This window comes from Labilibaculum antarcticum (assembly GCF_002356295.1).
Taxonomy (GTDB): domain Bacteria; phylum Bacteroidota; class Bacteroidia; order Bacteroidales; family Marinifilaceae; genus Labilibaculum; species Labilibaculum antarcticum.
The window spans coordinates 1,615,583-1,628,557 of sequence record NZ_AP018042.1 but is presented as its reverse complement, the minus strand read 5'-3'; the positions used below and the strand labels follow the sequence as shown (position 1 = coordinate 1,628,557).

16 protein-coding genes are annotated in these 12,975 nt (G+C 36.5%); 5 read left to right on the top strand and 11 right to left on the bottom strand.

Annotation, left to right across the window (positions count from 1 at the left end; translation table 11 throughout):
- The first annotated feature begins 1 nt into the window (after position 1).
- From ALGA_RS06285 to ALGA_RS06275, 3 genes are read left to right on the top strand one after another with little or no spacing between them, the layout of a single operon-like run.
- Positions 2-523: a DUF3341 domain-containing protein gene (locus ALGA_RS06285; protein ID WP_096428518.1), complete on the top strand. Its 522-nt coding sequence runs from the start codon at positions 2-4 to the stop codon at positions 521-523.
- A gap of 20 nt (positions 524-543) precedes the next feature.
- Positions 544-1,707, top strand: coding sequence for a quinol:cytochrome C oxidoreductase (locus ALGA_RS06280; protein WP_096428517.1), 1,164 nt, complete (start codon positions 544-546; stop codon positions 1,705-1,707).
- 25 nt (positions 1,708-1,732) lie between these two features.
- Positions 1,733-2,299 carry a c-type cytochrome gene (locus ALGA_RS06275; protein ID WP_162845394.1) on the top strand — a complete coding sequence of 189 codons (567 nt, stop codon included), beginning with the start codon at positions 1,733-1,735 and terminating at the stop codon, positions 2,297-2,299.
- A 142-nt stretch (positions 2,300-2,441) separates the two neighbouring features.
- On the opposite strand, the gene ALGA_RS06270 is transcribed toward ALGA_RS06275, so the two are convergent.
- The 9 genes from ALGA_RS06270 to ALGA_RS06230 all read right to left on the bottom strand — a co-directional run bounded on the left by ALGA_RS06270 (position 2,442) and on the right by ALGA_RS06230 (position 10,133).
- A complete protein-coding gene (locus ALGA_RS06270) occupies positions 2,442-2,843 on the bottom strand; it encodes an ACT domain-containing protein (RefSeq protein ID WP_096428515.1) in 402 nt (133 codons plus the stop codon).
- A gap of 618 nt (positions 2,844-3,461) precedes the next feature.
- Entirely contained in the window at positions 3,462-3,746 is a 285-nt protein-coding gene (locus tag ALGA_RS06265; RefSeq protein ID WP_096428514.1) for a hypothetical protein, read from the bottom strand.
- A gap of 766 nt (positions 3,747-4,512) precedes the next feature.
- Positions 4,513-4,833 (bottom strand): cation transporter, encoded by a 321-nt coding sequence (locus ALGA_RS23160; protein ID WP_197705717.1) that lies wholly within the window; start codon positions 4,831-4,833, stop codon positions 4,513-4,515.
- 81 nt (positions 4,834-4,914) lie between these two features.
- Positions 4,915-5,781, bottom strand: a complete 867-nt coding sequence (locus tag ALGA_RS06255; protein ID WP_096428513.1) for a protoheme IX farnesyltransferase — start codon at positions 5,779-5,781, stop codon at positions 4,915-4,917.
- Between the two features lie 21 nt (positions 5,782-5,802).
- Positions 5,803-6,747, bottom strand: coding sequence for a cytochrome c oxidase subunit II (gene coxB, locus ALGA_RS06250; protein ID WP_096428512.1), 945 nt, complete (start codon positions 6,745-6,747; stop codon positions 5,803-5,805).
- A 3-nt stretch (positions 6,748-6,750) separates the two neighbouring features.
- Entirely contained in the window at positions 6,751-7,035 is a 285-nt protein-coding gene (locus ALGA_RS06245; protein ID WP_096428511.1) for a cytochrome C oxidase subunit IV family protein, read from the bottom strand.
- A 10-nt stretch (positions 7,036-7,045) separates the two neighbouring features.
- Positions 7,046-7,660: a cytochrome c oxidase subunit 3 family protein gene (locus ALGA_RS06240; protein ID WP_096428510.1), complete on the bottom strand. Its 615-nt coding sequence runs from the start codon at positions 7,658-7,660 to the stop codon at positions 7,046-7,048.
- A complete protein-coding gene (locus ALGA_RS06235; RefSeq protein WP_096428509.1) occupies positions 7,653-9,263 on the bottom strand; it encodes a cytochrome c oxidase subunit I in 1,611 nt (536 codons plus the stop codon). Before ALGA_RS06235 ends, ALGA_RS06240 begins: the two co-directional genes overlap by 8 nt.
- A gap of 84 nt (positions 9,264-9,347) precedes the next feature.
- A complete protein-coding gene (locus ALGA_RS06230; RefSeq protein WP_096428508.1) occupies positions 9,348-10,133 on the bottom strand; it encodes an SCO family protein in 786 nt (261 codons plus the stop codon).
- 214 nt (positions 10,134-10,347) lie between these two features.
- Between ALGA_RS06230 and ALGA_RS06225 the strand changes: the two genes are divergently transcribed.
- Positions 10,348-10,779, top strand: coding sequence for a c-type cytochrome (locus tag ALGA_RS06225; RefSeq protein ID WP_096428507.1), 432 nt, complete (start codon positions 10,348-10,350; stop codon positions 10,777-10,779).
- A 52-nt stretch (positions 10,780-10,831) separates the two neighbouring features.
- Here the strand turns inward: ALGA_RS06225 and ALGA_RS06220 are convergent, their stop codons facing one another.
- Positions 10,832-11,095: an SEC-C metal-binding domain-containing protein gene (locus tag ALGA_RS06220; protein WP_096428506.1), complete on the bottom strand. Its 264-nt coding sequence runs from the start codon at positions 11,093-11,095 to the stop codon at positions 10,832-10,834.
- A 274-nt stretch (positions 11,096-11,369) separates the two neighbouring features.
- On the opposite strand from ALGA_RS06220, the gene ALGA_RS06215 reads away from it, so the two are divergent.
- Positions 11,370-12,050, top strand: coding sequence for a Lipl32 family lipoprotein (locus ALGA_RS06215; protein ID WP_197705716.1), 681 nt, complete (start codon positions 11,370-11,372; stop codon positions 12,048-12,050).
- Positions 12,051-12,134: 84 nt separating this feature from the next.
- Here ALGA_RS06215 and ALGA_RS06210 read toward each other — a convergent pair whose 3' ends face one another.
- Positions 12,135-12,866: a sulfite exporter TauE/SafE family protein gene (locus ALGA_RS06210; protein ID WP_096428505.1), complete on the bottom strand. Its 732-nt coding sequence runs from the start codon at positions 12,864-12,866 to the stop codon at positions 12,135-12,137.
- Positions 12,867-12,975 lie beyond the last annotated feature (109 nt).

Below are 12,975 nucleotides of genomic sequence, written 5' to 3'. Positions count from 1 at the left end.
CATGAGAAGATATATTTCAGCCTATTTTGAAGATGAGGAGAATCTTCTTCGTGCTACCAAGGAATTGAGAGCTCAGGATGTGTCCATTCAGGATGTTTTGACTCCTTTTCCAGTTCATGGATTGGATACTGCTTTGGGGTACAAACGATCAAATTTGCCAACTGTAGCATTTATTTGTGGAGGCATTGGTTTGGCCGTAGCTTTTGGCTTTCAAACCTGGGCATTTACGGTCGATTATCCATTGTTTATTGGAGGAAAACCTCATTTTGCGATTCCTTCATTCATTCCTATCACTTTTGAATTGACGGTTTTATTCGCTGCTTTTGGAATGGCAATCGCATTTTTTATTCGCTCGAAACTCGGACCAGGAGCTAACAATGTCATTCACGACGAACGAAGTACCAACGATCGTTTTGTGATTATAGTAGATCTGGATGAGGCTGGAAGTCAGGATGCTATTGTGCAAGGCATTTTGGAGAAAGAAGACGCTATGAATATGCAGATTAAGGAGATTGAATCGTAAACCACATAAACCACTTGGTTATGGACAAGAATTATACATTTTCCCGAAAAACCCAAATTACACTACTCGCAGTAGGGGGATTCGGAATTCTATTGCTTTTGCTTGGGTACTTCATTGAAGCTCCCAGCAGTCAGAGGTTTTGGACAAATTATTTAATTAACAACCTGTTTTTCCTATTCATAGCTCTGTTCGGAGGTGTGTTTCAGGCATTGCACAAAATAGCCTATTCGGGTTGGCATATCGCCTTGCAAAGAATTCCCGAAGCCTTAGCTTCATTTTTGCCGATTTCAGCAATTATGATGTTCCTCCTATACTTTGGGATGCATGATATCTATCATTGGTCGCATGAGGGATTGCACGATCCAATTTTAGAGGCGAAAGCCGCTTACCTTAATATTCCTTTCTTCTTTATTCGAATGGCTGTCTATTTTGGGGTTTGGATTTGGTTGACCCGATTACTGCGTAAAAATTCTTTGCAACAAGATTTGTCAAATGATATCAAATACTATAAAAAGGGAAAGTTACTGGCCGCATTATTCATGGTTTTCTTTGCCATTTCAAGTTCTACCATGAGCTGGGATTGGCTGATGTCAATTGATGCACACTGGTACAGTACCCTTTACGGATGGTTTGTTTTTATTGGGCTTTTTGAGATTGGTATTGCTTCTATTATTCTTTTTATTAGCTTTTTGAAATGGAAGGGACACTTGGAATTCATCAACAAAGAACACATTCATGACATGGGGAAATACCTTTTTGCATTCAGTATTTTTTGGATGTATTTGTGGTTTTCTCAGTATCTGTTGATCTGGTACAGTCATATTCCTGAAGAAACAGCCTATTTTGCCCCAAGATTAAATGATCATACTGTACTTTTTTTCACAATTCTGGTTCTTAATTTTTTGATTCCTTTGCTTGGATTAATGACACGAAATTCAAAACGAAATTTGAAGTGGTTATCGCTTATGGCAGTCGTTGTTTTGGTTGGTCAATGGTTGAATATCTATTTATTGGTAATTCCCGGAACAATTGGCAAAACTGCTCAAATTGGATTCACTGAAATAGGATTTGTGTGCTTATATCTTGGTGGTTTCTTGTTTGTCGTATTTGCCTCTTTGGCTAAAGCACCACTATTAAGTAAAAATGATCCTTTGCTCAAAGAAAGTTTTCATTACGAAACTTAATTCATTACCAAAAAAAGAAATTGTTATGCAAAAATTCGTTTCATATTGTAGTGCTTTATTGGTAGTTGTGGTTTTGTTCGCGTCTTGTGATAAAGACCGGAACCATCCAGGGTATTCTTATTTTCCGGATATGGTTCAATCGCGTGCTTTTGAACCTTATTCTACGAATCCTAATTTCGAAGATGGATTGAGTTTGCGATTACCGGCAGAGGGAACTATTCCCAGAGAAATGATTCCTTATCATTTTGAAAAAACACCGGAAGAAAGGATTTGGGCAGGCGAAAATATTATTAATCCCAACGAAATGACCGCTGATGATGTGCAAAGAGGAAAGAAACTCTTTGAGACATATTGTATTTATTGTCACGGAGAGAATGGCGACGGAAAAGGATTCCTATTTACAAGTGGAAAATATCCTTATCCTCCCAAAAGCCTAGTTACTGATGTAATGAAGGCAACTCCCCGAGGTGAGATTTTCCATGTAATAACCGTTGGTTTTGGAGTTATGGGTGCTCATGGTGCTCAAATTAAACAAGCCGACAGATGGAAAATTATTGAGTACATAAAAGTTGAACTGCAGGAACAAAAGTAGGGCGTGCCCTTATGGATTATCGTGAAATTATTTTGTAAATAAACCCGCTTGGTTTATGCTGAGCTTGCTAAGCATCTGGTGGTGTGAGAGGCACAGTGGCGGTCAATAGAGCATTAGCTATCTACCCCATTAGCAACTGGTTTTATGATTGACTTTTAGATAAGTTCATCAAAACTTTAATTGCTTTGTCCGAGTCTTTTTTATCAACGAAAATATGGTCGTGATAATATCCAGCGATTACATTGCAACTAATATTATTTTTTGCCAATTCCGACGAAAATATTGCGGTTAAACCAACAGCATCAAGAGATGAATGAATCATGAGGGTAATCCAAGAGGCAATATATTCATAACTCAAGTTTAGTTCATCTGCTTTCTCTTTTTCAATAACAATAGTTGTTCCTTCCCTTTCTTTGAATTCACAAATAGTGTCTTTTCGGTCAATCTTACTTACATCTTTTATTGTTGTAAAGACATATTCTCCATCGTTTAGTTTTGGAGTCATTCCTTTAATTAATTCAGACAAATTTGTTTCTCCAGCCATTTGCTATTTTTTTTAATTTTTAATCATTGACACAAAATTTAAAACCGTATTATGAGCTTTCTGCTTGATGGTACTTTTTCCCCTCGGCAATTTGGCTCATTTAATTCCTTTTTAAGCCTTCAAGCCTTTATTTTTCCTGTTATCAGTTGCCTGGAAACAGGAGCAATAAACAGTCTGATTTTCTAATTGCATTAGTTAATGCTTTGTGGTTTTTATCTATTGCAGTTTGGCTTTAGCCAACTAAAATTAAAATATTTATAATGTTTTGCTTTAGCATCATCTTACTCCTTCAATAATTTAAAAAATCTAGATTTTTAACCTGAAAAATGAAGCTTTTAAAGCTTGCTAATTAGCAAACTTTTAAAGCTTACATCTTATTTTTTAGAAATACTATTTGGTTGTGCAACGGTTACTTTTGTTATAGCCAGTTTTTATTTTATATTTCTGTCTACAATATATGATAAATAAATTGTCATTTCTCATTATTAGAATAATTATCAAGTCACTTTTTCAAACTTGAAATTACACCATCCAAGGTCTTATAATTGTCATGAGCAATAAACCGAACTGTAATATCGGAAATAATTTCAACTTTTTTATCATTAAGAGATATACCTATCATTTAGTTAATGCTGTAATTACAATAATTGTAATAAAACAAGAAATTCCTGTCAGTATTGGGATGATATAACCAAAGTAGGTTAGTTTCATTCTTAACTTAATACTCTTCTCATTTTCATTTAGCATTATCTTTCTGAACTTTCTAAGGTTTGAAGATTTGAATAGGAAAATTGAAGCGTCATATCCTTTTTTCTGTAATGTCTGAACAATACTAATTTGAAAAGGCACTGAAATAATTACCATTAATATCATTAAAATTGCAAGTTTCGTTATAATTCCCATATTATTAAATTTAGTCTGTAAAAATAAAAATGTGTTATGACCAAGTGGCTAAGATGCGATGCGTCTTATATCACTTTTGTCATTTTGACATTGGGTCAAAAATCAATTTTTCAAGCCTTGTCATATTCACATTGAGTGAAAAACTAATTTTTCAGGCTTTAACGATATATTCATTGATCAAAAAACAATATCCTTAGGATTTTCGCCTATTGGTATTGATCAAAAGGCTCTTGTTTGCTATTGTCATGTTCCTTACTATAACTCACTTATCTTTATTTTTTGCAAGATGCCTAACAAATGTAGCATTTTTTTTAGTTGAACAATACATATTACTATTTAAAATTACTCAATCATTTCTCCCGGTAAATAGGGATCATAATTGAGGATTGGTTTCGATAGGAATTTGCGTGAGGGTTCCGATAGCTATCGGCAGCAACGGAAAGCCCGACCCGAAGTATTGAGGGGCACGCCCTGAGCTATTAATTATTAGTCTAAATAGGGATAGATCGGGGCGATTTTCAATGTAAATACTTATCGGTATCATTTTGCATCGGGTGCAAATTCGCAGCTAAAGTATGGCTTTGGGCTAATTGTGGAAAGGAAAAAGAGGGTGTGCAAAAAGTATCGTTCTATTGTCATTCTGAGCTAGTCGAAGAATCTTTCACTTTGAAAAACAGATGTTTCGACTTCGCTCAACATGACAATCTGGTGCGAAATATTCCTTTTTGGACATCCTCTTTGCAATGTAGCTTCGCAGTATCTGATTTTACTTTTCTACGTGATAACCAATGGTCTCAATTTGCTGTTCAATTTCTTCACGCTTAAGCTTATCTTTTTCCACCTTCACGTTTACTTTACCACTTGTATGGGAAGCCTCCACTTCAAGAACACCATCAATTTGTTGTAAGCCATTTTTAATTGTGTTTTCGCAGCCAGTGCAAGTCATTCCTGTTACAGTCAATTCCATTGTTTCAGATTCTACCACCTGAGTAGTTTCTGCTTTTGAATCGTCACTCACTTTTTTAGTATTCGACTGACAAGCGGCCAGGAAGCCAATTGCAAATACTACTAATAAAATCTTTTTCATCTGAATTTGGTTTAGTTGAAGTCTAAATATAAAAAGGATTGGTGTAAATGTCTAGTCTCTGATAACAATAAAGTTACACTACTAAAAGTAAAGTTTGTCGATACTAATTAGGATCATGATGATGAGGAAGTATAGATTCAGTTGTAAAAATAATTTACGAACGGTTGTTCGGTCGTAATTTTTTAAAAGGACAAAACTGCTCGGGATGATGAATAAAGACATCGCCAGTAAAGACCAAATGAGCACTTTTGACGAGAGAACATCAAAGATGGGGAGCAGCAAAGCGACCATGATTGTTGCCAATATCCATATTAAGGTGATGTTGTGAATTTGTTTCACGCTAAACACATCTATCAGTACTTTAAAGCCACCTTTTTTATAATCTTCGCCATAGAGTAGTAGTAAGAGCCAAAAATGGGGTATTTGCCCGATAAAGAAGAAAAAAGACAGAGCCAAAATTGGCCAATCCAAAAAATTACCACCTGCCGCTACGTAACCAATCATTGGAGGGAATGCACCGCTTAACGCTCCTGGAACAACGGCAAATGCTGAAACTTGCTTTAATGGAGTATAAACCAGATTGTACCAAAAGATTGAAAAAATGGCTAGCCATAAACTTCCGGTAGTGCCTCCTAAAGCCAAAAGGCCACAGCCTGAAAGCAGGAAGAAAACACTCCATTTAACGGCTTCGGAAATGCTGATTTTGCCGGATGGGATGGGACGGAACTTGGTGCGATCCATTAAGGCATCTTTTTTATGCTCCTGAATGTGGTTTAAAGCAGAAGCTCCTGCAACAATCAGAAAAATACCAAACACGACATAAGCCATATCCAGAGAGAATTCCGAAGCATATAGTAAATACCCAGTGAAACAGGAAATGGCTATTGGGATAGCGATTTTAATTTTCCCCAATTCAGAGAGCGTGGATATTTTAGTGCTTGTATGCATATGCTGACTGTAATTTGATATTTAGTCGTTAAGAGTTTTCATGAATTCAATGATCTCATCAATATCACTTTCTTGTAATTCGTTTTTATAGGAAAGCATTAATCCTTTACTAAAGCCTTTTACGATATCATCGTTTGGATTGTATATCGAGTTAATTATATAGGCTCTGTCAATGGTTTGTTCTCTTGTTTCACCCTTACTGACAACAGTTTCGGTTTTGCCATATAAGTTTTTCCAGCTAGGACCAACCAATTTAGATCCATCCAAAGAATGACAAGCCAAACATCCATTTTTCTTTACGATAGTTAGACCTAAGGCTCCTGGTCTATCCGATATAAGTGTAACCGTTTTGGTAGTATCGATGTACCAGCTATCAAATTTATCTTGTGGCATCACAATAACAGAAGTTTGCATGGAGGAATGTTGCAAGCCACAATATTCGGTACAAAACACATCATATTCACCTTCACGTCCGGGTATGAACCACATCATTTGTTCTTTTCCGGGAACAATATCCTGTTTTAATCTAAAGGAAGGAATGTATAAACTGTGTATCACATCCAGCGCAACCAAGTCTAATTTTACAGCACGATCCAAAGGAACATATAGAGTATCTGTTTTTTTTCCATTTTCATATTCAAACTGCCAATTCCACATTCTTCCAACGCTCTTTATCACAAAAGCATCATCAGGAACCTCTTTCATTGGCTTGTATCCCATCCATCCGTAATAGAACATGACCATCACCAATATGGTTGGGATAACTGTCCACAGTATTTCAAGGGGAACACTTCCGTGGATTTGAGTGGCTACCGGATTCCTTTCTTTTCGATAGCGAAATACGAAGTAAATCATGGTAGCTGTAATGGCGATGAGGAAAAAGAAAATAATTCCTAATATTACCTCGAAAGAGGTATCTACACCTTTTACAAAATTAGAAGCATCGGGTATTGCTTTGGAAGTCATAATCTATCGGTATAAGTAGTCTAAGAATGTAATGAAAATAACACAGGCAAATAGTAGTAACACTCCGCCTACCATAAGGGAATAGAACTTTTTATCGAACTTAAGGTGCATGAAAATCAGTAAAACGAGTATTGATTTGATACTTGCCAGTAGTAAGGCTGCAGAAACTGTGTAAGGGCCTAAATTGATACTTGTTATGGCAACCGAAGCGAATGTCATAAAAAGCAAAGCAATTAGAACGAATACATAGGTTTTGTATTTTACAATGTGGGTATGTTCTTTTTCCATGGTCGTACAATTAAGTGATTAGGTAGAATAAGGGGAAAAGGAAAATCCAAATAAGATCGACCAAATGCCAATACAATCCGCTATTTTCAAGAATGACAAAATTGTCGTGTTGAATCTCATCTTTTGCAACCAATACCATTACGTAGGCAATAAAAGCGACTCCAATAATAATATGGATAGCGTGAAGACCTGTCATGGCGTAATACAAGCCAAAAAACAAGATTTCTCCCTGACTGGCTTCCATCAGTGTTGGACTACCAGGGTATATGCCATGTGATATTTTCCCGCTCCATTCAAAATATTTATTCACCATAAATACAGCCGCTAATAAAATGGTAACACTCATTAATATCAGTGTGAGCTTCTTATTTTTGTACTGTATGGCACTTATCGACATCGCAATAGTCATACTGCTGACCAGAAGAATTACGGTATTTACTGTGCCAATAAAAGTATCTAGCTCCTCGGCAGCCAAATGAAAAGCGGCCGGGTTTAAGTATCGGTATACCGAATAGACGATAAACAATCCGCCAAAAAGGATTAATTCAGTAAATATGAAGATCCACATTCCTGTTTTCGCACCTTCATCGTCTCGGTGTTCATCAATGTGTGCAGGCTTATTCATAGTCGTATGGTCGTTTGGTTACTACTGGAATTTCAGCGAAATTTTCTAAAGGTGGAGGACTAGCAACTGTCCATTCCAAGGTTTTACTTTTCCATGGATCGGCTTCTGCAATTTCTCCTTTACGTGCCGATCGAACCAAATTGGTGATGATAATTACCAAGCCGGAAATCATGAGCATGGCTCCAAATGAGGATACGATATTGGGGCCGTGAAATTCTTCAACATAGTCGTAATACCTGCGAGGCATTCCAATCATTCCTAAATAGAACATCGGAAGATATAGCGTGTTAAAGCCTGTGAAGAAGATAGCCAAACCAATATTCGCCCAGCCTTTGTCGTACATTCTACCGAACATTTTAGGATACCAATAATGCAAAGCTCCAAAAAATGCATATCCGGTACCCCCAAAAACAATGAAATGGAAGTGAGCAACTACAAATGCGGTATCGTGTAAATGAACGTTAGCCGATAAAGCACCCAATACCATCCCTGATAATCCACCAATCATGAATACAAAAAGAAAGCAAAGTGCCCATAAAAAAGGCGTTTGAATATCGATGGATGCTTTGTGAAGAGTAGCCACCCAGTTAAATATTTTAATAGCACTTGGAATAGCAACCAAAAATGTTAGAATCGAGAAAGTGTACAAAGCTGTTCCACTCATTCCTGATGTAAACATGTGGTGTCCCCATACAAAGTAGCCTACAAATGCGATGGCAAGGGTTGATATTACGATTGCTTTGTATCCAAAAATGGTTTTTCGGGCGAATGTGGGTATAATTTCAGAAATCACACCCATAGCAGGTAATATCATGATGTAAACGGCAGGGTGGGAGTAAATCCAGAATAAATGCTGATATAAAATTGGGTCGCCACCCAAAGCAGGATCGAAAAAACCGATTTGCATGGTACGTTCCAATACAATCATTAATAAGGTAACACCAACAATTGGAGTTGCGAGTACTTGAATCCAGCTGGTTCCGTATAAAGCCCAAGGGAAAAGAGGCATTTTCATCCAGTCCATTCCCGGTGCTCTCATTCGGTGCATGGTTACTATAAAGTTGATTCCTGTTGCAATAGATGAGAAACCCAATATAAAGGCACCGGTTACAGCAGGCAACATATTGGTGCCGGTTCTAAAACTGTAGGGCGCATAAAATGTCCATCCGGTATCAGGAGGACCATCACCAAAGAACTGAGCCGAAAGAGCAATCGCAGCTCCTAAAATATAGATCCACCAGGATAAAAGGTTGAGCTTAGGGAAAGCTACATCTTTTGCCCCAATCATCAGAGGCAGAAAGAAATTGCCAAACACAGCCGGCAAGCCAGGAACTACAATTAAAAAAATCATGGTTATCCCGTGAAGGGTAAAAAAGCTGTTGTAGGTTTGGGCATCCATAATGGTTCTGCCAGGGGCAATTAACTCTATTTTCATTAGTAGCCCCAGAATAGCTGCTATACTAAAAAGCACCAGCATACTGTATAAATACAACAAGCCAATTCGTTTATGGTCTGTTGAGAAAATCCATGCAAATATACCTTTGTATCGTCCCTTATATTCAAGGTAATTGGGCTCATGGTTTTGAATTACGGTATCAGACATATGTATAGTTTTATCTTATTTTACAATCACCGATTTCACAGATTCTTGCAGATAATAGTTGTGTTAATCTGAGGAATTTGTGGCTTACTGATGCTGTTTCTTTCTAGGTTTTTTAAATACTAACAACAGAAAAACGATTAGTCCCATAACTAAGATAATGGTTCCTGTTACTTTGGTGACATTTAAAACGTAGGCTTGTCCTACAGGATCGTAGGAGTAACAATATTGAAGTATTTTGTTAATGGTTGGTCCTGTTTGGCCTTTGGAAGCTTCCATTATGGCTAGCTTAAATTCAAAGGGTAAAAAATAGGTTCCATTTAAATAGCGGGTAATTTTTGCTTCGGGACTGGTAATAATAACCGTAGCGGCATGAGTGAATTCATTGCCGACTCTTTTATATCTAAAGCCCAGTGCTTTTGTAGCTTTGGCGATATTAAGACTATCGCCTGTATAAAACTTCCAACCCTCTTGTGTGTTTTTTCCTTTAATTAAGGATTTGTAGTTGTTCTTCTTTTTAACTGCAAGATCATAGGTTTCTGTTGGATCGAAACTTATTGTGATGACTTGATAATCTTCAGCGATATTCAAATCACTTTTTTGGATGACATCTGCCAAACCATCCATAAGTGGACTGCAAATTCCAGGACATCTGAAGTAGACAAATACAATTGCAGTTGGTTTGTCAATTTGATCCTTTAGAAAGACCAATTCGCCTGCTTCGTTGGTTAACTGTATGTTTTGTGGAATGGTGTCATCAAGATGCTCTATGACACCAACTTCCATGTCGTAATACAAATCTTTGGCATCTTGGCTAAATGATGAAGTTGTCTTTAGTATTAATAAAAGACAAACAATAATTTTAAGTTTCATAAGTAATCCTCCATAGTTTTAAGGGTAAGGAATGAAATGGGGCAATTATTGTGATAATCATTATTCTGATCTATATAAATATATAAAAATATTTGATGGGTTCTTATGGTTAAACGGCTTTTTTTGCGGTAGTTAGCTATTTAGATGGTAGAATAATTTTGATTGTTTGGTGTGTGTTTACTATTTTTACTGGATCTAAAAAAGAATAAGGACTATGAATAAGCAGAACGTAATATTTTTAACAATTGCATTTTTTTTAATCTCTTGTGGAGGATCGGAAAAGAAAACGGCGAAGAATGAAGTCGTGGAGTCCGAAATATCGACAAATGAACTAGAAAAAGGGGAGCAATTGTACCGGGCCAAGTGCATGAATTGTCATATGATTAAAGGGGGTGGAATTGAAAAGGTTTTTCCTCCTCTGGCTAATTCGGATTACCTGAAAAAAAACAGGGAAGATGCCATTAAAATGGTAAAATTCGGAAGTAATAAACCCATTAAAGTGAACGGCGTAAAGTACAACAGTTTAATGCCTGCATCAGGTTTAACCGATAAGGAATTGGTTGCCGTTTTTAATTATATTCTGAATTCATGGGGGAATGATTACGGACAGGTTTCTCTGGAAGAGGTTGAGGCTGTAAAGCGATAAATAAGCTTTTGGCTATGATATACTTTTCCATAAGCCAAAAGCTTGCTGTATTTTAATGCACATTCGATTTTACACGATAATATTCTTTACGGAGTCGTTTTACACTTAGAACTTTAATCTGTTCTTCTGCGCTTGTTTCACTAATTTTTTTAACTGCAACCTTACCTTTCTTCTGATGATCGGGGTAATGACAAACTTTGTATTTTTTACCGCTATTGCAGAAGCATTTGTCATTTCGTTCAATTCTTACATAGTAAAAGGTGTCTTCTTCTGTGTTGTTGAAAAAAGTCAACAAGTTGTTAAGGATTTTTCTCATAGTGTTAGAATATCAAAAGGTTAAACTTTAAGTTCCTTTAATTTACGAGATATCCTGGTTGGAAACAATAAAAATAAATTCTCGTGTGAATTATTTGGAGAAATATGAAAATGATTATTTTCAAAATTTTATTTATGAGGGTAAATAATTGATTGGTGTTGTGAATACATTATGATGTGGGAGCGTGATGTTAAGTTATGTGTTTTGATATGTAAATAATAAGTTAAATTATAGTGTTTGTTGATAGGCTGATTATTTCTGTAAGATTTTGGTGATGATGAGATTAATTTTGATTTTGGCACTAGCCTTAGCCGTTGTAGCACCTTCTCAAGCACAAAAACTAGGTGAATTTGGTAGTTTAACCGAAAAGAAAATGGGACCTAAAACTATTAAAGTACCTTACACAGATGTTGTTTCGTATTTGGGATACGCAGCTAAAGACACCGAAGATGAGGTGATTGATGGCAAGAAATTTTACTTTATTTATTTGTGGGTTCCAGCAGTGGCTCCTGAATTAGGTGTTCGAATGATGTCTCCAGTTGGTAAAACCAAGGTAAAAGATGCAATAGTTTCGGATGTTTATACCGCTAATGCTGAATCGGAAGACTATTTTGATACTTATATCACTTTGGAACGTTCTGATATTGTTACAGCTGAAAGTATTTCTGCTGAAAAAGTAAAAGGTGCGAAATGGTTTTCATTGGCTAAAAATGATGATAGCAGTGAAATGCCAAAAACTCCAAGAGGAACAAAATACAATTCATTGCTAAGATATAAGAGTGTTGTCGGTAATCCTTTGAAAGCATTAACTGTAGGATTGTACAGAATTGGTTTTACAACTTTTAAAAAAGGGGAAGTAAAAGGTACTTTTATAGCAGAAGTTGGAGCTCCGGTAGAAATTCCTGGAATTGTAATGGCTAAAACAGTTGAAGAGTTAAAAGCTCTAATCAAATAAAGTTTATTGAAAATTTATTTTCGATTTTTCTCAAAACTTGCGAAGAGGCTATATACTAAATGGATGTAGCCTCTTTTTATTTTCTTAATGACAACAATCCGGTTTTGGTTTCGTCACATCCACTTGTTCAGTAGGCACTGTCATTGCTTTCTCCGGAGGACTTAAAAAAGGAATTCCTAAACTCAATCCGCGAAGAACGAATAGAACACCAATAAAAACAATTGCATAAGGAATCAAACGAGTTATTTTTTTTCTCAGTTCAAGAGTTATTAAATTACCAATAAGCGAAATCGCTAACATCATCGGAAGAGTTCCCAAGCCAAAAATAAACATGAAAAGCCCACCGCCAGCAGCCGATCCTGTTGCGATTGCCGCTGCGATAGCAACGTAAACCAATCCGCAAGGAAGTAATCCATTTAGCAATCCAATCAAAAAAAGCGATCCATAACTTCGTTGAGTAAATAACTTTCCTAATGAGAGTTTTACTTTGCCAACAAAGGAGAACAAACCTTTTTCAGCGTTAAAGCGATTCTTATAAATGGAAGGGGTAATAACCGAAAGAATCATGATAGCGCCCATGATAACAGATACCCATTGTTGAAATCCACTCATCACCAAACCTCGCCCCAAAAGACCAAAAATAGCTCCCATAAAGGCATAGGTAAGGGCACGGCCAATGTTGTAAATTACACCACCTGAAATTCTTGCCAGCCATGAAGTTGTTTTCAAAGGAATTGCCAATGCAATAGGACCACACATTCCCACACAGTGAAAACTGCCCATAAGTCCCAATATTAATGCTGATAGATATATCATTATTTTATTTTTTGTACGTGTATGCCTCACCCTTAATCCCTCTCCTCAAGGAGAGGGAAACTTTAATGTATTGTTCTCTCTTCTCCACAAGGAGAAGGCGATAGGGGAT

Coding starts and splice junctions, on each gene's coding strand:
- ALGA_RS06285 (WP_096428518.1), top strand. CDS start 2: ATGAGAAGATATATTTCAGCCTATTTTGAAGATGAGGAGAATCTTCTT.
- ALGA_RS06280 (WP_096428517.1), top strand. CDS start 544: ATGGACAAGAATTATACATTTTCCCGAAAAACCCAAATTACACTACTC.
- ALGA_RS06275 (WP_162845394.1), top strand. CDS start 1,733: ATGCAAAAATTCGTTTCATATTGTAGTGCTTTATTGGTAGTTGTGGTT.
- ALGA_RS06270 (WP_096428515.1), bottom strand. CDS start 2,843: ATGGCTGGAGAAACAAATTTGTCTGAATTAATTAAAGGAATGACTCCA.
- ALGA_RS06265 (WP_096428514.1), bottom strand. CDS start 3,746: ATGGGAATTATAACGAAACTTGCAATTTTAATGATATTAATGGTAATT.
- ALGA_RS23160 (WP_197705717.1), bottom strand. CDS start 4,833: ATGAAAAAGATTTTATTAGTAGTATTTGCAATTGGCTTCCTGGCCGCT.
- ALGA_RS06255 (WP_096428513.1), bottom strand. CDS start 5,781: ATGCATACAAGCACTAAAATATCCACGCTCTCTGAATTGGGGAAAATT.
- coxB (WP_096428512.1), bottom strand. CDS start 6,747: ATGACTTCCAAAGCAATACCCGATGCTTCTAATTTTGTAAAAGGTGTA.
- ALGA_RS06245 (WP_096428511.1), bottom strand. CDS start 7,035: ATGGAAAAAGAACATACCCACATTGTAAAATACAAAACCTATGTATTC.
- ALGA_RS06240 (WP_096428510.1), bottom strand. CDS start 7,660: ATGAATAAGCCTGCACACATTGATGAACACCGAGACGATGAAGGTGCG.
- ALGA_RS06235 (WP_096428509.1), bottom strand. CDS start 9,263: ATGTCTGATACCGTAATTCAAAACCATGAGCCCAATTACCTTGAATAT.
- ALGA_RS06230 (WP_096428508.1), bottom strand. CDS start 10,133: ATGAAACTTAAAATTATTGTTTGTCTTTTATTAATACTAAAGACAACT.
- ALGA_RS06225 (WP_096428507.1), top strand. CDS start 10,348: ATGAATAAGCAGAACGTAATATTTTTAACAATTGCATTTTTTTTAATC.
- ALGA_RS06220 (WP_096428506.1), bottom strand. CDS start 11,095: ATGAGAAAAATCCTTAACAACTTGTTGACTTTTTTCAACAACACAGAA.
- ALGA_RS06215 (WP_197705716.1), top strand. CDS start 11,370: ATGATGAGATTAATTTTGATTTTGGCACTAGCCTTAGCCGTTGTAGCA.
- ALGA_RS06210 (WP_096428505.1), bottom strand. CDS start 12,866: ATGATATATCTATCAGCATTAATATTGGGACTTATGGGCAGTTTTCAC.